The organism is Bacillus sp. WC2503 (genome assembly GCF_052682895.1).
Window position 1 is genome coordinate 4,258,589 of the sequence record NZ_JBQYMD010000001.1, and the last position, 20,369, is coordinate 4,278,957.

Genomic DNA, 20,369 nt, shown 5'->3' on the forward strand with positions numbered 1-20,369 from the left:
GAGGGAGTGAAATGACCAATAAAAAGAAAAACGGCCCCGCTTTTCATCAAAGCGAAGCCACTCTTTTCTTACTTACGCTTTTTCTTTTTCTTCTTGAATCCTGGTACGTTTTCAAAGAATCCTTTTTTCTTCTTGCCATTACCATCTTTTTTCCCTGGCTGACTAGCGGACGTGGATGCTGATGCGGATCCTCTTCCTGTGCTGTTACCTTTGCCACCACGGTCAAATTTTCTACCTGTACCGCGTTCGCCGCCGCGCTCATTACTGCGCTCGCTACGTCCACCCCGTTTCTTTCTGCCTGTTCTTGGCTGTTCGATAACGACTGGACGATCTTTGAACTTACGGCGAGGTGTACCTTTCATGCCAACGATTTCAAAGTCAATTGCGCGCTCGTCTTTGTTTACGTTAATAACACGAATTGTAATTTCGTCACCGATGCGGAATACGTTACCTGTACGTTCTCCGATCATTGCGAAATGCTTCTCGTCGTAACGGTAGTAATCATCCGTTAAGTAACTAACATGTACAAGACCTTCAATTGTATTTGGAAGCTCTACGAATAAACCGAAGTTTGTTACAGAGCTAATCATACCGTCATACTCTTCACCGATCTTATCGACCATATACTCTGCTTTTTTCATTTCGTCTGTTTCACGCTCTGCTTCAACAGCACGACGTTCCATATTAGAAGAGTGCTCTGCAATCTCTGGTAAGTTTTCACGCCATTTCGCTTGTGTTTCACTGTCGACTTTACCGTTAATGACGTATTCACGAATCAATCTATGAACGATCGTATCTGGATAACGACGAATCGGCGATGTGAAATGCGTGTAGAACTCAGTTGATAAGCCGAAATGTCCTAAGCTTTCCGAATCGTAACGTGCTTGCTTCATAGAACGAAGCATAACCGTTGAAATTACTACTTCTTCAGGCTGTCCTTGAACCATTTCAAGAATTTGTTGCAATGCACGAGGATGTACTTCATTCGCACGTCCTTTTACCGCATATCCGAAGTTCGTTACAAACTCGAAGAATCGCTCTAACTTATCTTCTTTCGGATCTTCATGGACACGGTACATGAATGGTACGTTCATCCAGTGGAAGTGTTCTGCTACGGTTTCGTTCGCAACAAGCATAAATTCTTCAATTAACTTTTCTGATACAGAACGATCACGCATTACAACATCAGTCGGTTTTCCTTCTTCATCTACTAATACTTTTGCTTCTTTAAAGTCAAAGTCGATTGCACCACGGCGCATACGCTTTTCACGTAAAATTTGTGCCAATTGGCCCATCTCTTTAAACATTGGTACTAACGGTTCATAGCGCTTGATTAACTCTTCGTCCTCATCTTCTAAAATGCTTCTTACGTCAGCATATGTCATACGCTCTGTCGTTTTAATCACACTTTGGAAAATCTCGTGTTTGACAACATCACCTAAGTTGTTGATTTCCATTTCACAAGACAGTGTCAGACGGTCTACTTTCGGATTTAATGAACAAATACCGTTAGATAGACGATGTGGAATCATTGGAATTACACGATCAACAAGATATACACTCGTCGCTCTTTCCGCTGCTTCAACATCAATTGGAGAACCTTCTTCAACGTAATGACTTACATCCGCAATATGAACACCAAGCTTGTAATTACCGTTCTCAAGCTTCGTTACTGTAACAGCATCATCTAAGTCCTTCGCGTCTGCACCATCAATCGTTACAATCATTTGGTCACGTAAATCACGGCGATCTTTCAAGTCTTCTTCTGAAATCGTTTCTGGTACACTGTTTGCATGCTCCATCACTTCCTCAGGAAATGCTAAAGGTAAATGATGTTTATGGATGACCGATAAAATATCTACTCCTGGATCATTTTTATGACCTAAAATTTGAATAACTTCACCTTCCGCACTTAAACGATTCTCTGGATAGCTCGTAATTTTAACAACTACTTTATGGCCTTCTACAGCACCCATGGATGCGCTTTTCAAGATGAAAATATCACTTGTCCAACGCTTATTGTCAGGTATAACAAACCCAAAGTTTTTCGATTCTGTATATGTACCAACTAGTTCTTTCGTTCCACGTTCTAAAATGCGTACAATTGAACCTTCTTGACGTGAACCACTTGATTGTGAACTTAGGCGTGCTAATACTGTATCACCGTGAAGTGCACCGTTTAATTCTGTAGGAGGAATGAAAAGATCATCATCTCCCGTTTTCTTCTCTTCTGGCACAACGAAAGCAAAGCCACGCGCATGTCCAATTAACTTACCACGCACTAAATTCATCTTTTCAGGAAGACCATAACGATTGCTACGTGTACGAATAACAAGTCCCTTCTCTTCCATCATTACAAGTGCCTTTACAAAATCTTTAAAGCCCTCAGAACCTTCAATTCCAAATGCCTCTTCTAACTCTTGTATCGTTAACGGTTTATACGCTTCTTCTCTCATAAATAATAACAACTTATCAATATTTTCTTGTATGATTTCTTCCAAGCAAAAATACCTCCTTTAAACCCTTATATTATTTAGTGTATCCGAAAGATGGGGGATGTATAAAGCGAAAATTCAATACTCCCCTAATGATTTTTTTACAGTTTCCATAAAAATTTCCTTATGAAAAAAAGAGGCAACTAGATCTTACCAATCTAGTTGCTCCAAGAAGTTATATACATCCTCATGTAGCTCGTCACGTTGCTTATCAAGTGTAATGACATGCGTAGAGTCTTCATACCATTTAATGTCCTTTAACGTTGATTCTACACCGTTATAAATAATGTTAGCACTATCCGTATTAATCATTTCATCATGACGCGCTTGTACAACAAACGTCGGTGCATAAATCATATCAACATTATTACGTACATCAGCAATTAGCTCTTGTAATGCTTTTAATGTATTCATCGGTGTCTGTTGGAATTCCAACATTTCTTGTTCAATTTGCTCTGGTGATTTTTGCTCACGCTTTTTATATTCGCGAGCATATGCCAATATACCTTGGTACATTGTTTCTTCACTCTTAATATACATCGGTGCACACATTGGTACCACACCTAAAACAGGGATTGTATATGCTAATTTCAGAGAAAATACTCCGCCTAGTGACAAACCAACGACAGCAATTTTCTCAAAGCCTTTATCTTTTAAAAGCTGATATGCCTCCGTTACATCTTGCCACCAATCTGTAGGACCTGTATGAACAAGTTCTTCTGGTGGTACGCCGTGTCCTTTATAAATTGGCGCATGACAAGTATAGCCTTTCTTTTCTAAGAAACGCCCTAACATACGTACATCAGCTGAGTTTCCTGTGAATCCATGTAGTAATAAAACAGCGCGGTCTCCACCCTCAAATGTAAATGGTTTCGGAGATGCTAATTTCATCATGTACTTCTCCTCTTTCTCTTCTGTAATCTAGTCGTATTCTTTCTATATCTTAGTGTACCATATTTATATTTCTATAATCTAATTAGAAACTTTTTTCAAATAACAAAATAAAAAAAGAAGAACCATTAGTACAAACTACTAACGCTTCTTCTTTCAATTCTATAAGTTTAAGTACGTAACAGCAATTGTTAATACAAAGAACAATACAGCTAAAACAATTGTAATACGGTTTAATACCGCTTCAATTCCACGTGCTTTTTGCTTACCAAATAATTGCTCTGCACCGCCGGAAATTGCACCTGAAAGGCCTGAGCTATTACTAGACTGCATAAGTACCATAACAATCATTAAAATCGATACAATAATAAGTAAAACGGATAATAACGTATGCACTTGGCGTACCTCCTACAAAGATTCAGTTATTTTAACTGTAGCATAAATCCTATAGAAAAGCGAGAGCTATAGAGTCGCTCTCGCTTTTCTTCTATTACATAAACATCATTGCAAATAACGGTCCGAGCAAACATGTCAAAATTGCTGTTAATGTCATTGTTACCGATCCAATAACACCTTCATGTTCGTTATTTTTCATTGCTCTCATAACACCCATAATATGAGAAGCACATCCAAATCCGATACCTTTACCAACCGAGTTTGTAACGCGGCTCCATTTTAATAAAATTGGACCTGTAATCGTTCCAGTAATACCTGCGATAACTACGAATGCCGCTGTTAAGGATGGAACACCACCAACTTGTTCAGAAACGCTCATCGCAACCGGCATTGTCACTGATTTTGGTAATGAAGATAAAATTAAACTTTTATCTGTTCCCATAAGTGAGGCAATAGCAAAATCACTCGCAATCGCAACTGTTGTACCTACTAATACTCCGCCCGCAATCGGTACAACATATTTTTGCAGCACATGACGTTGTTTGTAAAGCGGGATTGCAAATGCTACAACACCTGGTCCAAGTAACTTCGCAATCCAGCCACCACCGCTTTCCATATAATGTTGATATGGTATATCAAGCACAATAAATAAGAAAGCCATTAATCCTGTCGCTACAAGCATTGGAATAGTAAATGGTGTTGGAAATAATTGATAGATTTTTTTAGATAATTGATATAATAGCACCGTAAAAAGAACCCAACCGATTCCGATTAATATTTGACTCATCACGACTCCCTTTCCTTTCTATTCGCAAGATATTGCCCTGTATGTCCTGCGACAATGATAATTAAAAACGTACTCGCTACAACTGTAATGAAAAGAGAAATTCCTTTACTCATAAAAAAAGCACCGTAATTCATTAAGCCAAGCGTTGGCGGAATTAATAAAAACGGCATAATAGCGACGAGTGTTTCCGCTCCTAAATCAAACCATTTCACTGGAAGTACTTTTAGGCTAAGTAAAAAAAGTAAAAGAAACATCCCAATCAAGCTTCCTGGAATTGGAATATTCAACATTTCTTGCACCCAAGTTCCAACCATATAAAACACATAAAGAGCAGCAATTTGGACAAGGATCTTTGTAAATTTCATGTTCATCATCCCTCATGTTTATACGATCTTCTGTTAATATCTTTATCATAGTATAAATTGTAAAAAGCTGCAATTTATCAACTTGACAGCAAAAACAGCCTATGTTATACGCTTACAACCTTGATATGACTGCATTTCCAAACAAAAATTACGTCAAAAACATTGACCTAATATAAAAAGTTTTTATTTTCTGAATTTACGATACTATTATTTCAATAAAATAATCTTTTTATCCTTAAACTTACATATATATAAAGTGAAACTTTAATCAATGAGGGTGTCCTCATCCCTATTGATTATTAGCCCTCACCAAGCAAGTTTGTACGGGATAAACAAGATAGGTGGTGAACATATGCCCAAAAAAGTTCTCATTTTTTGTGATCCTGGGATTGATGATACGATGGCTCTCCTCTTAGCATTCTTTATCGATGAAATAGAAATAGTCGGTATCGTTGCTGATTACGGCAATGTTCCAAAAAAAATGGCCGTAGAAAATGCTCATTTTCTTACAAACGAAGTAGAGGGTAGAAATATCAAAATCTTTGGTGGATCAGAACGGCCAATTACTGGTGCCCCTCCTGCTTTTTTTACAGATGTACACGGGAAACAGGGACTCGGCCCAATTATTCCAAAGGAGAATGTGACTAACGAAGAAATGGAGAATTTTTTTGAAGTTATTCCTCTTATTGAACAGTATAAAGATGAATTAATCATCGTAAGTTTAGGAAGGCTTACCTCCCTAGCAATTTTATTTATCGTATGTAAACAATTAATGGAGCAAATTAAATCTTTCTACGTAATGGGCGGTGCTTTTCTCCATCCTGGTAATGTTACCCCTATTTCCGAAGCAAACTTTTATGGCGATCCTACTGCCGCTAATATAGTCCTTCAATCCGCAGCTAACATGTACATATACCCATTAAACGTCACCCAATACTCCATCATTACACCAGAAATGGCCGAATACATCGAGGCAAAAGGAAAAGCTCCACTTGTCAAACCGTTATTCGATCACTATTACTACGGATATTATAAAGACGCCCTACCACATTTAAAGGGCAGCCCCTTCCATGACACAATACCAATACTCGCTTTACTTGATAACGCTATGTTTACATATCACAAATCACCTATCGTTGTCATGACAGAATCTTATGCACAGGGGGCAAGTATTGGAGAATTTCGCTCTTTAGGAGAATCTAAACCATTTATTGATTGGCCGAGTCATCAAATAGCAATTGATTTTGATTATAATCGCTTCTTCAAACATTTCATGTCACTTATGACGGGCGAACAATTTTAGCATAAAAAAACAGACCGTGATTTCTCACGGTCTGTCGTTTATTTTCTACAATTATCGTTTGATGTTATAGAAAGATTTGATGCCATCGTAAACAGCGATTTCGCCTAATTCGTCTTCGATGCGTAATAATTGGTTGTACTTAGCAATACGGTCAGTACGGCTCATAGAACCAGTTTTGATTTGGCCAGCGTTAGTTGCAACTGCGATGTCAGCGATTGTAGCATCTTCAGTTTCACCAGAACGGTGAGATACAACTGCTGTGTAACCAGCACGTTTAGCCATTTCGATAGCTTCGAAAGTCTCAGTTAAAGTACCGATTTGGTTAACTTTAATTAAGATTGAGTTAGAGATACCTTTTTCGATACCTTCAGCAAGTTTTTGAGTGTTAGTTACGAATAAATCGTCACCAACTAATTGTACTTTATCACCGATACGCTCAGTTAATAATTTGTGACCATCCCAGTCGTTTTCGTCTAAACCATCTTCGATAGAGATGATTGGGAAGTCTTTGCAAAGCTCTTCGTAGAAATCAACCATTTCTGCAGAAGTTAAGCCAGTACGGCCTTCGCCTGCAAGGTCATATTTACCAGTTTCTTTGTTGTAGAACTCAGAAGAAGCAACGTCCATTCCTAAGAATACGTTCTCGCCAGCTTTGTAACCAGCTTTTTCGATAGCTTCGATGATTACTTCTAGAGCTTCACGGTTAGAACCAAGGTTTGGAGCGAATCCACCTTCGTCACCTACTGCAGTATTAAGACCTTTGTCATGTAATACAGCTTTAAGTGCATGGAATACTTCAGCACCCATACGGATTGATTCTTTGAATGTTGGAGCACCAACTGGTAAGATCATGAACTCTTGGAAGTCTACGTTGTTATCAGCGTGAGAACCACCGTTGATGATGTTCATCATTGGAGTTGGTAATTGTTTTGCATTGAATCCACCAAGGTAACGGTATAATGGAAGACCTACGAAGTCAGCTGCTGCATGAGCTACTGCCATAGATACACCAAGGATAGCGTTAGCGCCTAGTTTACCTTTGTTTGGAGTGCCATCTAATTCGATCATAGCACGGTCGATACCAGCTTGGTCAGTTACATCGAAACCAGCGATTTCTGGAGCGATAATTTCGTTAACGTTGTTTACTGCGTTAATAACACCTTTACCAAGGTAACGAGATTTGTCACCGTCACGTAATTCTACTGCTTCGTGCTCACCAGTAGATGCACCACTTGGTACGATAGCGCGTCCGAAAGCGCCGCTTTCTGTGTAAACTTCTACTTCTACAGTTGGGTTACCACGAGAGTCAAGGACTTCGCGAGCATAAACATCAATAATTGTTGACATAATAAATTCTCTCCTTTTTATATAAGCAAATTATTTAATAATTGTTTTACCTGTCATTTCTTTCGGTTGTTCCACATTTAAAAGTGTAAGCATTGTTGGGGCGATATCTCCTAAAATACCACCTTCACGAAGCTCTACATCATTTTTTGTAACGATGAAAGGAACCGGGTTAGTTGTATGAGCTGTCATAGGCCCGCCATCAGCAGTTAACTCCTGATCAGCATTACCATGGTCAGCAGTAATAAGTGCTACACCATCTTTTGCAAGAATCGCTTCTACAACTTTTCCTAAACATTCGTCAGTTGCTTCTACTGCTTTAATTGTTGGTTCCATCATCCCAGAATGGCCAACCATATCACAGTTCGCAAAGTTAAGAATGATAACATCATGTTTATCATTTTCGATTTCATTTACTAAAGCGTCCGTTACTTCGTAAATGCTCATTTCAGGTTTCAAATCATACGTTGCAACCTTTGGTGAGTTAATTAAGATACGCTCTTCTCCTGGGAATTCAGCCTCACGACCACCGCTAAAGAAGAATGTAACGTGCGGATACTTTTCAGTTTCCGCGATGCGAAGTTGCTTTAATCCCGCTTGCGCAACAACTTCACCTAAAGTGTTATCAAGGTTCATTGGCTTAAATGCCACGTAACCATCTACAGTTTCACTGAAGTGTGTCATACAAACGAATTCAGGAATGTGAGGTACTTTTTCACCACGATCGAACTCACGGAAGTCTTCGTTTGTAAATACACGAGCAATTTGAATTGCACGGTCTGGACGGAAGTTATAGAAAATAACTGCATCATCATCATTGATTGTTGCAACTGGCGTGTTATCTTCGTTAACAATTACAGACGGCAATACGAATTCATCATAGATACCGTTCGCATAAGAGTCTTCTACACACTCTTCTGCTGATTTATAAGTAGGGCCTTCACCATTCACCATAGCACTGTAACATTTTTCTACGCGATCCCAACGCTTGTCACGGTCCATGGAGTAATAACGACCAGAGATAGTCGCGAATTGTCCTACACCTGTTTCTTTAATTACTTCATTTGTTGCATCGATATAACCTTTTGCTGTTTGTGGTCCAACATCGCGGCCATCTAAGAACGCATGGATATAAACTTTCTCCACGCCTTCTTTTGCTGCTAAGCGAAGAAGAGCAAACATATGGTTCATGTGACTGTGCACACCACCGTCAGAAAGTAAACCGAATAAATGAAGAGCAGTACCTTTTTCTTTCACGCTTTTAATTGCATTTTGGAATGTTTCGTTCTGATCGAACTCACCTTCACGAATTGCAACGTTTACGCGTGTTAAGCTTTGGTATACGATGCGGCCAGCACCGATATTTAAGTGACCAACCTCAGAGTTACCCATTTGACCTTCTGGAAGACCTACTTCCTCACCACAAGCTGTAAGCGTTGTATGAGGGAATTTGTTCCAGTAACCATCAAAATTAGGTTTCTTAGCTTGTGCTACAGCATTCCCATGAGTTTCTTCACGAAGTCCGAAACCGTCAAGAATGATTAAAGCTGTTGGCTTTCTCATTTTACCGCCCCCAGAAGACCTAAGAACGAAGCAGGCTCTAAGCTAGCACCGCCAACTAAAGCGCCGTCGATGTCAGATTGTGCCATATACTCTTTAATGTTTTCTGGTTTTACGCTACCGCCGTATTGAATACGAACAGCTTCTGCAGCTTCTGGAGAAACAGCTTCTGCAACAACTTTACGGATGTGCGCACATACTTCGTTTGCATCTGCAGAAGAAGATGATTTACCTGTACCGATAGCCCAGATTGGCTCATAAGCGATAACAGTTGCTTTAACTTGCTCTTCTGTTAAACCTGCAAGTGCTTTTGTCACTTGACCTGCTACTAGATCAAATGTTTTTCCGCTTTCGCGCTCTTCTAAAGTCTCACCACAACATACGATTGGTGTTAAACCATGTTCAAATGCTGCAAGAGTCTTTTTGTTTACTGATTCGTCTGTTTCAGCAAACATTTCACGACGCTCAGAGTGGCCAAGTACTACGTAGCCTACTTTTAAGTCGCTAAGTGCTACTGGGCTAATTTCGCCAGTGAATGCACCATTTTTTTCGAAGTGCATGTTTTGTGCACCTACTTGTAAGTCAGTTCCTTCAGTTGCTGCTACTAAGCGCTCTAAGAATAGAGCTGGAGAGCAAACTACTGCATCAACAGCTGAAGCTGCTGGGATTTGACCTTTAACTTCCTCTACGAAGCTAACTGCTTCAGATAGAGTTTTATTCATTTTCCAGTTACCTGCGATAATTGGTTTACGCATGCTTTGCACCGTCCTTTTTCTTTGGCTGCTACTTATTTGTCGTTAAGACAAACTACACCTGGAAGCTCTTTACCTTCCATGAATTCTAATGACGCACCGCCGCCAGTAGAAATGTGGCTCATTTTATCAGCCATACCGAATTTTTCAACAGCTGCTGCAGAGTCACCACCGCCGATAACAGAGTATGTATCTTCTGCATCTGCTAATGCTTGTCCTACTGCTTTTGTACCTTCTGCGAATGGAGTCATTTCGAATACACCCATTGGTCCATTCCATACAACAAGCTTAGAGTTTTTAATTACATCTGCATAAATTTCACGTGTTTTAGGACCGATGTCCACACCTTCCCATGTAGAAGGAATAGAGTCGATACCAACGATTTGAGTTGTTGCAGTTTCAGAGAATTCCTCTGTGATTACAACATCAACTGGCATGTAGAAGTTTACGCCTTTTTCTTTTGCAAGTTGCATAAATTCTTTAGCTAGTTCGATCTTGTCGTCTTCACATAGAGATAGACCAATTTCATGACCTAAAGCTTTAACGAATGTGTAAGCAAGTCCGCCACCGATGATTAAGTTATCTACTTTGTCTAATAGATGACGAATTACACCGATTTTATCTTTTACTTTCGCACCACCAATGATAGCTGTGAATGGACGTTCTGGGTTAGAAAGTGCTTTACCAAGTACATCTAACTCTTTTTCCATTAATAAACCAGATACTGCTGGTAGGTAGTCTGCGATTCCTGCTGTAGAAGCGTGAGCACGGTGAGCTGCACCGAATGCATCGTTTACGAAGATGTCAGCAAGAGCTGCAAATTCTTTCGCAAGTTCTGCATCGTTCTTTTCTTCGCCGGCATAGAAACGTACGTTTTCAAGAACTAATACGTCGCCTTCGTTCATTGCTGCAACCATTTCTTGTGCAACTGGTCCGAATGCTTCGTCTGCTTTTTTAACATCTTTACCAAGAAGCTCGCCTAAACGTGCTGCTACTGGAGTAAGACGTAATTCTTCTACTGCTTGACCTTTTGGACGGCCTAAGTGGCTTGCTAAAATAACTTTCGCACCTTGCTCTACTAAATATTGAATTGTAGGAAGAGCTGCACGGATACGAGTTTCATCTGTAATTTTGCCTTCTTTCATAGGTACGTTGAAATCAACGCGGCAAAATACACGCTTACCTTTTAAATCTACGTCACGAATTGATTTTTTGTTCATTGGATTTCCCTCCGACTACTAGTTAGGATTGACAAAACCCATTCAAAAGCTTAACACATTTGCTTCTAAAACGAAAGAAGAGAGAGAGGGAACAAACCCTCTCCCTCGTTTTGTCATTGATTGCTTATATACTTAAGAATTAAAGACCTTTAGAAGTCATGTATGCAGCTAGGTCTACTACGCGGTTAGAGTAACCAGTTTCGTTATCGTACCAAGAAAGTACTTTAACCATGTTACCTTCCATTACCATTGTAGATAATGCATCGATTGTAGAAGAAGCTGTACATCCGTTATAGTCGATAGATACTAATGGCTCTTCGCTGTATCCAAGGATACCTTTTAATTCGCCTTCAGCTGCTGCTTTGAATGCTGCGTTTACATCTTCAACTGTTACTTCTTTGTCAAGTTCAACAACTAAGTCAACAAGAGAAACGTTAGCAGTTGGAACACGTACAGCGCCACCGTTTAATTTACCTTTAAGTTCTGGTAATACTAATGCTACAGCTTTAGCAGCACCAGTAGATGTTGGGATCATGTTTTCAGCTGCTGCACGAGCACGACGTAAATCTTTGTGTGGTAAGTCTAAGATTTGTTGGTCGTTAGTGTAAGAGTGAATTGTTGTCATCATTCCGCGTTTTACGCCGAATTTTTCGTTTAATACTTTAGCGAATGGAGCTAGACAGTTTGTAGTACAAGAAGCGTTAGATACTACATTGTGGTTAGCTGCATCGTATTGTTCGTGGTTAACACCCATAACTACAGTGATATCTTCGTCAGAAGCTGGAGCTGAGATGATAACTTTCTTAACTGATCCACCTAAGTGTTTCTCAGCGTCTGATTTTTTAGTGAAACGGCCAGTAGATTCTACTACTACTTCTACTCCGTAGTCGCTCCATGGTAATTGAGCTGGGTCACGCTCAGCGATAACTTTAATTTCTTTACCGTTAACAACGATGCTGTTTTCGTTAGCAGATACTTCTGCATTTAAAGTTCCGTGAACTGTGTCATATTTTAAAAGGTGAGCTAATGTTTTAGCATCTGTTAAGTCGTTGATTGCTACTACTTCTACCTCAGAGTTGTTAAGAGCTGCGCGGAATACGTTACGTCCGATACGTCCAAATCCATTAATACCAATTTTAGTCATTTGAATTTCCTCCTTGGGGGATTATATTAAAGGGTAATACCCTTTGTTAATTGTTTTGCTGCACCTTCATCTGTAATTAGAATTGAAGTGTGCCCTTGCTTTATTACAGCCTGTATTGCCTTTGCCTTTGAAGAACCTCCAGCGACTGCAACAACGTGAGATACATTTTGTAAATCTTCAAGTTGCATACCAACTGTTCTTACTTTATGAACAACATTTCCTTGTTCATTAAAGTAGTAACCGAAAGCTTCGCCAACTGCTTCGTTTGCTTGAATCTTTAACCAATCTGCTTCCGAAGTACTTCTGCGACGTGCCATTGTTAACGCATCACCGATTCCATGAATGACGATATTGGAAGATCGAATCAACTCAAGAACTTCTTTCACGGAGGGCTCTGTCACAATAGACGCATATGCTTCGCTACTAACATGGTCTGGAACATACAATAAGCGATAATTACTCATCGTATTTTGCGCCATCTTGGCACAAATGGTATTGGCTTCTAATTCAACACCTTCTCCAATTCCACCACGTGCTGGGACAAATAGCATATGTAAATCTTTGCAATCAAGTTGCATCATGTCCGCAGCAGCAGCTAGCGTAGTTCCTCCAGCCACAGCAACGATATTATTCGCTGTCAGACGGTCTTTTATACAAGTCACACAAGCACGGCCCATCTCCAGTTTGACCCACGGCGATTCATCACTATCACCAGGGACAACGAAAACTTCATCCAAGTCTAATGTTTCCTTAAGTTGCTTTTCTAAAACCTTTAACCCGGAAATTTCTTTCATAAAGTCTTCCAAAGCAAGAACTAAAGCTGTTCCTTCTTCTGTCAAAGTCATTCCAGAAGAAGCGACGTGAACTAAGTTTTGTTCTTTCAAAACTTGAACTTCACTTCGCAATACTCGTTCTGTCATACCGAGACTTGCTGATAAGTTTCTTCTTCCAATCGGCTGCATGAGCCTAATGTATTGAAGAATTTGCATTCTCGTTTGCATAACAGGTAGCAGATCAGGTAATAATTTTTTTGTGTTCTGAATCCATGAGCGCATATCTTTTCTCCTCACTACATTGGTTCATTTTTCCCTCGTGGTCACTTTACGTCCCGTAGTGACATTTTGTGTCCCACATAGGTTAAAAAAATAATCCCTGCTACGTGTATTATTGTAACAGGAGATAGAAACTTATTCAACTCTTAACTGCATTCTTTATATAGTTTATTATGACACCTTTGTGAATGTTACCATATTCTACTTGTTTTCCGCCTATTTCTACAACCGGAATCATTAAATGATATTTTTCTAAAAGGTCATTATCTTCATATATATCTATTTCCTTGATTTGAAAAGAATATTCACATTGTACTTCTTGTAAAACTTGTTTCGCCTGCACGCAAAGACCACAATCTACTTTTGTATATAGTACAACTTTCATCTTCTTCACCTATCCGATCGTTTTTCGTAATGATGAAGCTGGGATATGCATTTGTTCTCTATACTTCGCCACTGTTCTTCGAGAAATAACAATTTCATGCTCTTCTTCTAATAATTTTGAAATCTTTTGATCTGAGAGTGGCTTTTTCTTGTTCTCTGCTTCCACAAGCGTTTGAATAAACTGTTTCACTCGCTTTGTTGAAACTGCCTCATCCTCTGTCGTCGAAACTGCATTACTAAAGAACGATTTCATCTCAAATAAACCGTGTGGTGTTTGCACATACTTATTTCTTGTTGCACGACTAATCGTAGACTCATGCACACTTAGCTCTTCCGCCACCTCTTTTAAAGCGAGTGGCTTCAAATACGCTGGACCTTCCCAAAAGAAATCACGTTGTTTTTCCATAATAATCGTCATCACTTGCAGAAGTGTTTGTTTTCTCTGTTTCAAACTGCGCATAATCCATTGCACATGCTGATACTTTTCTGAAACGTAAGATGCTACTTCACTTTCACTATTATTAAGAAGTGCACTGTACTCAGAGTGAATTTCAATTCTCGGCATATTTCTCTCATTCATCTGTAAAACGAGGCGATCGCCTTCTTTTTTCACTGCCATGTCAGGCACAATATACAGTGGTTTATCCGAAGAATACGCAAGGCCTGGTTTCGGCTGCAATGATGTAATACAGTTCACCGCCGATTGTAATTCTTCATTACTACACTTCAGCACATGAACGAGCTTTCGCCAATCCTTCTTCACGAAATAAGCAAAGTGCTCCTCTACAATATCTTCCGCTAATCCATCCCTTCTTTGTAAGCGCTTCAATTGTAAAATAAGACATTCCTGAATATTACGTGCTCCTACCCCTGCTGGCTCAAGTGATTGGACAATCTCTACAGAGCGATCGACTACATGAAGCGGTGCAGAAAGGAGGTCTGCTAACTCTTCATTCGTTTCTTGTAAATACCCATTTCCATCCATGTTCATAATAATGAAAGAAGCTACTTTTCGCTCTTCTTCTTCTATTTTATAATACTGTATTTGATTTAATAAATGTTGCTGAATCGTCATGGAATCCACACTGTAGATTTCCATCTGATTATCGACTTGTTTGCTGGTACTTTTACTTTTGTTAGAGCTCTTCTTCTCCCTCTCAAAACCACCTAACTCAATAAGGGGATTCTCTAACGATTGCTCATACAAAAACTCCGATAATTCTTGTACATTATACTGAAGCATTGTAATCGCTTGCCTTAACTCTTGTGTCATTGCCAAACGTAAGCTTTGTTCTTGTAAAAGACTTGCCTTCAAACTAATCTCCCCCTTGTTTCTATTGTACAATAAGTTTGGTAAAAGGAGAATCCTATCGCAGACACCCATTCCAAAATATTATTAATTTATATGTATTAATGAGATTTACAACTTACAACCGAAATTTGAATAATATTGAAAGAAAATAATAGTGCACAAAAATTAGAACCACATACTAATAGTAAATCTTATCACTAGATATAACAATAGGGAAATAAAAAAGAAGATAGAATAAAACTCTATCTTCTCGTGTATAAAACAATAAAATTTCATAGAAAACAACAAATCTTTAACTATAAATATTGAAAGAACTAAATTTATAACGTAAAATTTTCCATTATATACAACAATTAGAACGGGAGATGAATCATGCAAAAAATACTTCGAAGTATACCTTCATTAGGAGTTAACCTGGCATCATGTATCATTCTGCTAATCATGTGTTGGAGTATCTTTCAACAACAAGATTTGGCATTTAGTCCTTTTATCATCTTTGGGATATGTGCTTTCATCATTTTCATATATGCCCTCGTTTTCTTAACAAGAAATATAAGCACAAAAAAATACGTCTATACGATAAGCATCGTTTATCTACTGATATCTATCATAATTATTAAATTAGTCCCTTCGTCTCCAATTTCTGATTTTCAGTACATGTTGGATGGAGCTAAAGAATTAGCCGCTGGCAACATGAAAGCCATTAAGGATAATCAGTACTTCTTTTGGAATACTACTCAGTTGGGCTTTACAATTTACGAGGCACTTGTTCTTACATTAACCTCACATAGTTACTTTGCCTTACAGTTCTTGAATATTGTGTATACATTGCTAACAGGTTTAGCTATTTTTTACATAGCTAAACACCGATTAAACAATGAAACCTTCGGGCGATTTGGTTTCATTTTATACGTAACATCTATTAACTTATTTTTACTAGTCCCTGTGCTCACAAATCAGCATCTTTCTATGATGTTGTTTTCTTGGGGAACGTATCACCTATTAGCACGCGATGAAAATAAAAATTACATAAATATGGTTTTTGGTGGTCTGCTATTCGCTTTAGGAAATATTATTTATCCTATTGGGATCCTATTTTTAATAGCTGCCGGGCTTTTCCTTTTATTCTTTCACAGCAATATTTTAAAAAGGAATTTCATTTCTTCTATAACATTTATTTCTACATACTTAGTTATCTTATATACTTTAGCCTATATTCCTGTAATGCTTAATATTTCACATAACCCAATAACCAATGCGGATTCTGGCTGGAAATTTGTTATAGGCTTGAATAAAGAATCTAACGGCCAATATTCCTTAGAGGACTTCGCTAAATTAAGACAAAGTATTGTCGATTTTGATATAGAGGAACATAATCGAATTCAAAAACAATTAATTAAAGAAAGAACCGAAAATTTAACCGACCTTATCCCTCTTATGAACAAAAAAAATATTATTATGTGGGGTAGTCCAACAGATTCTTATGCATATATCCCTATAAATGATATCGCCAGAAATACTATCAACGATGTTTCATTTATAAAACTAGACTTTATACACTATGTATCGATTATGTTGCTGAGCATGGGTTCTGTCTTTATTTTTCTTTTCAGTTCTCCATTTAAAAATTTAAACATGAAGTATTTTCAAATTCTGATTATCGGTGCTTTTCTCATTTACTTAGTGACTGAAGTTCAAATTCGTTATCGCTATTTCTTCTTCCCGATCTTCATTATACTTGCAGCCTTTACTTTGCAATATATAATGAATTTATCATTATTTAAAATGAATAAAGCGCAATCTGGTTCAACGGCATCCACTGATTCATAACCCTTACCAATCTGGTATTTACGGGACAAACAATACAATTATGAATAAAAAAACCCCTAACTTACAACGATGTAAGTTAGGGATTTTTAACGCGCCCAGAGGGATTCGAACCCCCGGCAGACGTGGTACCGGAAACCACCGCTCTATCCGACTGAGCTATGGGCGCATGATTATAAAATACACTTCATTTTCTCTTCATAATAATAGCAATAAAAACCATTTAAATCAATAAAAACTCTTTGATAACACATTGTACATACGCTTTTTCCTGCATAAAAACGCCCCCTAATTTCTACATTTAGGAGGCAATTCTTAACCATCTTATTTATCTAGTTTCTTTTTAATCCCTTTTGGAATTTCATTTGGCTGTACTTCTTAGTATGTTTCAATATATTCACCTTTTGTTTTAACCTTTACATATGCCCCTTCTCTAAGTCCACGCGACGCATAAAACTTAACATCTCTTTCTTCACCCGAAGCGGATTAACCAGTAAATTTATAGTCTCCAGCTACCTCTCCAACTGTGGATAATCGGCCGGATTCTTTCGCTTTTACATATACAAAGTCTTCTTTCACAAGCGGATTATATCTATCAATCACCTCATTATGAGAAAAGCTTGCCACACCAATAACTAATATAAAAATTCCAATTAAACCCATTTTCCTCTCCTTAACATATCCTTTTAACTTGCTTTACATTCTTTATTCTATGAGAAAAAGTTTTTCCACTATCGCTTACCCTTACGTATTCATTACAAAATTGTAATCTACACGTGTAATACACCTAAATTTTCCAATCATAAATTCACCTCAACTCACAAATTATAAACTTTGAATTGATATTCCAAAGGGGGCTTCATTCAATGACTGTAATTACAAAACTAAAGCAAACTGTTTCTGGATTAAAAAGTGCACAAGCTAGCTTAGAGGGATTCGCTCTTGATACGGATAACCAACAAGCAAAGCAACTTTTCCAAACAGCTGCAGAGCAAACGCAAACTATTATTGATTCTTTAAACCCACGCGTTGAAGAAGTCCAACAAGAAGAACCACAATATTCACAGCAATAACCGAAAGTACCATTTCATCTAATGGTACACAATTTGAGAAAAAGGGTGATATGCAATCATCCTTTTTCTCACATTACATAATGCAGATAGAAATGGAATGATTATAATGCGAAAACTCGGAATCATAACCGCGTTATTTATGCTGCTATTCGGTTCACTTACCGGATGTGATAATAGCCCGTTAGATAAAAAGGTAAAGAAAGAAGAAGCGAAGCGAACAGATGAGAAAAAAGGTCCTAAATTAACAAAAATGAGTACAGAATCCTTTAATCAATCTATATCGCAAGACGCTAAGAAAAGAGCTCTTGCTATGGAGGGAATTATAGAAGCTACCGCAGTTAATACAAATTTAGATCTTTACATAGCCATCAAACCTGAACATCACGAAAGATTTGGTTTAAAACCTTTACGAAGTAAATTAAAAAAGAAACTAAGTGATGAAAATCCTACTTTTGATATTCATGTAAGTACAGACAAAAAGATCTTTATGCTCATAGAAGAACTTGAAAACAAAATTAAGAAAAAGAAAGTAAGTAACGACGGCATCAAAAAACAATTGAAGCTCATTCAATCAGAAATGGGATCTAATATTTAAGCTTTCTAATAGAGAAGGAAGGATTCAAATGTCTAGTAAAGATAAAAACTTAACACCTGTACAACAAGAATATAAAAAATTCGAACAACAGCGCGAACCGAAGCGCCCCGTTTTAAAAAATTGTATAAAAGCTTTTTTCGTCGGCGGATTCATTTGTCTAATAGGCCAACTGATTTCTACCTTTTATATTACGTATTTTGATTTCACTGAGCGCTCTGCCGGGAACCCTACCGTTGCAACTCTTATTTTTATCTCCATGCTACTTACGGGATTTGGCGTCTACGATCGCCTTGGACAATTTGCTGGTGCTGGTACCGCAGTTCCCGTCACTGGATTTGGTAATTCTGTTATTGCCGCATGTATTGAACACCGTACAGAAGGATTCGTTCTCGGCGTTGGTGGTAACATGTTTAAACTAGCAGGATCAGTCATCTTATTTGGCGTATTTTCCGCTTTCGTCATCGCACTTATTAAAACGATTCTCGTTCAATGGGGAGGGTTATAAATGTTACAAGGACACCGAACATGGGTATTCGAAAACAAGCCAGTTATTATTTCAACAGGTGTAATCGGTGGCCCCTTTGAGGCAAAGGGAAAAATCCCTGAAGACTTCGATACCCTTCATGAAGATTTATGGCTCGGACAAGATTCCTACGAAAAAGCACATAAAATTTTGTTTGAAGAAGCTTGTAGCCGTGCTACAGAAAAAGCGAGACTTAGGAAAGATGATATTCAATTCGTTCTCGCTGGAGATTTAATTAACCAAATTACGCCTACTAGCTTTGCATGCCGCACACTTGGCACACCTTATCTCGGATTATTTGGCGCTTGCTCTACTTCTATGGAAGGTTTAGCGCTCGGTGCAAGTATCGTAAATGCAAAAGGCGCAAAATATTTATTAACTGGAGCTTCAAGCCATAACGCTGCCGTGGAAAAACAATTTCGTTATCCAACTGAATATGGTGGTCAAAAACCTCCTACGGCCCAGTGGACAGTAACTGGTGCGGGCGCAGCTATTTTAAGCGATACAGGACATGGCCCAAGAGTAACTTCCGCCACAATTGGGCGCATTGTTGATATGGGATTAACTGATCCATTTAATATGGGAGGTGCAATGGCCCCTGCTGCTGTCGATACAATTGAAGCTCATTTAAGAGAAAGAAATCTTGATGCATCTCACTATGATTTAATCGTAACAGGCGACCTCGGACATGTTGGACGCGAAATTGCTTATGACTTACTACATAAACATGGAACAGAAGTAACGAGTGAACAATTTCAAGACTGCGGACTACTCATTTATAGAGAAGGTCAACCTGTAATAGCCGGCGGAAGTGGTCCAGGCTGTTCAGCGACAGTCGTATACGGTCACTTATTAAACCGAATGAAAAGAGGAGAATTCAAAAAAATACTTGTCGTTGCGACAGGCGCTTTACTATCTCCACTTACATTCCAACAAGAAGAAACGATTCCGTGTATCGCCCACGCCGTTTCGATTGAATTTGGAGGTGCAACGCAATGATTTTCTTCTGGGCTTTTGTAATCGGTGGACTTATATGTGTAATTGGACAACTTATGTTTGATGTCGGCAAACTAACACCAGCTCATACAATGGCAACACTCGTTGTTGCTGGAGCTATATTAGACGGATTCAATTTGTATGAACCACTAATTGATTTCGCCGGAGCTGGGGCAACTGTACCTATTACAAGTTTTGGAAATGCCCTCGTTCACGGCGCGATGGAAGAAGCTGCAAAACATGGAATCGTCGGCGTAATTACTGGTATGTTTAAAGTAACGAGCGCAGGTGTATCCGCAGCGATTATTTTCGGCTTCATTGGAGCATTACTATTTAAACCGAAAGGATAA

Annotated in this window: 21 protein-coding genes, 1 tRNA gene and 1 pseudogene; 7 read left to right on the forward strand and 16 right to left on the reverse strand. The window is 38.5% G+C overall.

Annotated elements, in window-relative coordinates:
- Positions 1-68: 68 nt before the first annotated feature.
- The 5 genes from rnr to ACUN26_RS22095 form a co-directional block, all read right to left on the reverse strand.
- Positions 69-2,501: a ribonuclease R gene (gene rnr, locus ACUN26_RS22075; RefSeq protein WP_000391116.1), complete on the reverse strand. Its 2,433-nt coding sequence runs from the start codon at positions 2,499-2,501 to the stop codon at positions 69-71.
- Positions 2,502-2,645: 144 nt separating this feature from the next.
- The gene (gene estA, locus ACUN26_RS22080) at positions 2,646-3,386 is read right to left on the reverse strand and encodes a carboxylesterase (protein WP_000761983.1); all 741 of its coding nucleotides are present in this window, start codon (positions 3,384-3,386) and stop codon (positions 2,646-2,648) included.
- 162 nt (positions 3,387-3,548) lie between these two features.
- Positions 3,549-3,782: a preprotein translocase subunit SecG gene (gene secG / locus ACUN26_RS22085; RefSeq protein ID WP_000557263.1), complete on the reverse strand. Its 234-nt coding sequence runs from the start codon at positions 3,780-3,782 to the stop codon at positions 3,549-3,551.
- A gap of 94 nt (positions 3,783-3,876) precedes the next feature.
- The gene (locus ACUN26_RS22090; RefSeq protein ID WP_000078307.1) at positions 3,877-4,569 is read right to left on the reverse strand and encodes an LrgB family protein; all 693 of its coding nucleotides are present in this window, start codon (positions 4,567-4,569) and stop codon (positions 3,877-3,879) included.
- Positions 4,569-4,934 carry a CidA/LrgA family holin-like protein gene (locus tag ACUN26_RS22095; protein WP_000673219.1) on the reverse strand — a complete coding sequence of 122 codons (366 nt, stop codon included), beginning with the start codon at positions 4,932-4,934 and terminating at the stop codon, positions 4,569-4,571. Before ACUN26_RS22095 ends, ACUN26_RS22090 begins: the two co-directional genes overlap by 1 nt.
- A 352-nt stretch (positions 4,935-5,286) precedes the next feature.
- Between ACUN26_RS22095 and ACUN26_RS22100 the strand changes: the two genes are divergently transcribed.
- The gene (locus ACUN26_RS22100) at positions 5,287-6,237 is read left to right on the forward strand and encodes a nucleoside hydrolase (protein WP_001125059.1); all 951 of its coding nucleotides are present in this window, start codon (positions 5,287-5,289) and stop codon (positions 6,235-6,237) included.
- A 51-nt stretch (positions 6,238-6,288) separates the two neighbouring features.
- Here the strand turns inward: ACUN26_RS22100 and eno are convergent, their stop codons facing one another.
- The 8 genes from eno to rpoN all read right to left on the reverse strand — a co-directional run bounded on the left by eno (position 6,289) and on the right by rpoN (position 15,008).
- Positions 6,289-7,584, reverse strand: a complete 1,296-nt coding sequence (eno, locus tag ACUN26_RS22105) for a phosphopyruvate hydratase (RefSeq protein ID WP_000103945.1) — start codon at positions 7,582-7,584, stop codon at positions 6,289-6,291.
- A 30-nt stretch (positions 7,585-7,614) separates the two neighbouring features.
- Entirely contained in the window at positions 7,615-9,144 is a 1,530-nt protein-coding gene (gpmI, locus tag ACUN26_RS22110; RefSeq protein WP_001231145.1) for a 2,3-bisphosphoglycerate-independent phosphoglycerate mutase, read from the reverse strand.
- Positions 9,141-9,896, reverse strand: a complete 756-nt coding sequence (gene tpiA, locus ACUN26_RS22115) for a triose-phosphate isomerase (protein WP_001231042.1) — start codon at positions 9,894-9,896, stop codon at positions 9,141-9,143. Before tpiA ends, gpmI begins: the two co-directional genes overlap by 4 nt.
- Before the next feature lie 32 nt (positions 9,897-9,928).
- Positions 9,929-11,113, reverse strand: a complete 1,185-nt coding sequence (locus ACUN26_RS22120; protein WP_001036333.1) for a phosphoglycerate kinase — start codon at positions 11,111-11,113, stop codon at positions 9,929-9,931.
- A 139-nt stretch (positions 11,114-11,252) separates the two neighbouring features.
- On the reverse strand, positions 11,253-12,257 hold the full coding sequence (gene gap / locus ACUN26_RS22125; protein WP_000161234.1) for a type I glyceraldehyde-3-phosphate dehydrogenase: 1,005 nt from the start codon (positions 12,255-12,257) through the stop codon (positions 11,253-11,255).
- A 26-nt stretch (positions 12,258-12,283) separates the two neighbouring features.
- Positions 12,284-13,312 (reverse strand): gapA transcriptional regulator CggR, encoded by a 1,029-nt coding sequence (gene cggR, locus ACUN26_RS22130; protein WP_001258184.1) that lies wholly within the window; start codon positions 13,310-13,312, stop codon positions 12,284-12,286.
- A 136-nt stretch (positions 13,313-13,448) separates the two neighbouring features.
- A complete protein-coding gene (locus tag ACUN26_RS22135) occupies positions 13,449-13,694 on the reverse strand; it encodes a glutaredoxin family protein (RefSeq protein WP_000869745.1) in 246 nt (81 codons plus the stop codon).
- 9 nt (positions 13,695-13,703) lie between these two features.
- Positions 13,704-15,008, reverse strand: a complete 1,305-nt coding sequence (gene rpoN / locus ACUN26_RS22140; RefSeq protein ID WP_000647986.1) for an RNA polymerase factor sigma-54 — start codon at positions 15,006-15,008, stop codon at positions 13,704-13,706.
- A 369-nt stretch (positions 15,009-15,377) separates the two neighbouring features.
- On the opposite strand from rpoN, the gene ACUN26_RS22145 reads away from it, so the two are divergent.
- The gene (locus ACUN26_RS22145; RefSeq protein WP_001169543.1) at positions 15,378-16,835 is read left to right on the forward strand and encodes a glycosyltransferase family 39 protein; all 1,458 of its coding nucleotides are present in this window, start codon (positions 15,378-15,380) and stop codon (positions 16,833-16,835) included.
- Positions 16,836-16,925: 90 nt separating this feature from the next.
- Here the strand turns inward: ACUN26_RS22145 and ACUN26_RS22150 are convergent.
- The 3 genes and pseudogenes from ACUN26_RS22150 to ACUN26_RS22160 form a co-directional block, all read right to left on the reverse strand.
- A tRNA-Arg gene (locus tag ACUN26_RS22150) sits at positions 16,926-17,001 on the reverse strand.
- Positions 17,002-17,210: 209 nt separating this feature from the next.
- Positions 17,211-17,303: pseudogene (locus ACUN26_RS22155) on the reverse strand (YxeA family protein); the annotation flags it as partial.
- Between the two features lie 15 nt (positions 17,304-17,318).
- Positions 17,319-17,495, reverse strand: coding sequence for a hypothetical protein (locus ACUN26_RS22160; RefSeq protein WP_000522888.1), 177 nt, complete (start codon positions 17,493-17,495; stop codon positions 17,319-17,321).
- A gap of 203 nt (positions 17,496-17,698) precedes the next feature.
- On the opposite strand from ACUN26_RS22160, the gene ACUN26_RS22165 reads away from it, so the two are divergent.
- The 5 genes from ACUN26_RS22165 (at position 17,699) to spoVAE (ending at position 20,369) form a co-directional block, all read left to right on the forward strand.
- A complete protein-coding gene (locus ACUN26_RS22165; protein ID WP_000216160.1) occupies positions 17,699-17,905 on the forward strand; it encodes a DUF1657 domain-containing protein in 207 nt (68 codons plus the stop codon).
- 106 nt (positions 17,906-18,011) lie between these two features.
- Positions 18,012-18,500 carry a YhcN/YlaJ family sporulation lipoprotein gene (locus ACUN26_RS22170; protein WP_001228529.1) on the forward strand — a complete coding sequence of 163 codons (489 nt, stop codon included), beginning with the start codon at positions 18,012-18,014 and terminating at the stop codon, positions 18,498-18,500.
- Between the two features lie 28 nt (positions 18,501-18,528).
- Positions 18,529-19,005, forward strand: coding sequence for a stage V sporulation protein AC (spoVAC, locus tag ACUN26_RS22175; RefSeq protein WP_000095411.1), 477 nt, complete (start codon positions 18,529-18,531; stop codon positions 19,003-19,005).
- Positions 19,006-20,022 carry a stage V sporulation protein AD gene (gene spoVAD / locus ACUN26_RS22180; RefSeq protein ID WP_000938947.1) on the forward strand — a complete coding sequence of 339 codons (1,017 nt, stop codon included), beginning with the start codon at positions 19,006-19,008 and terminating at the stop codon, positions 20,020-20,022.
- Complete coding sequence (gene spoVAE / locus ACUN26_RS22185; protein WP_000575919.1) at positions 20,019-20,369, forward strand: stage V sporulation protein AE; 351 nt, start codon at positions 20,019-20,021, stop codon at positions 20,367-20,369. Before spoVAD ends, spoVAE begins: the two co-directional genes overlap by 4 nt.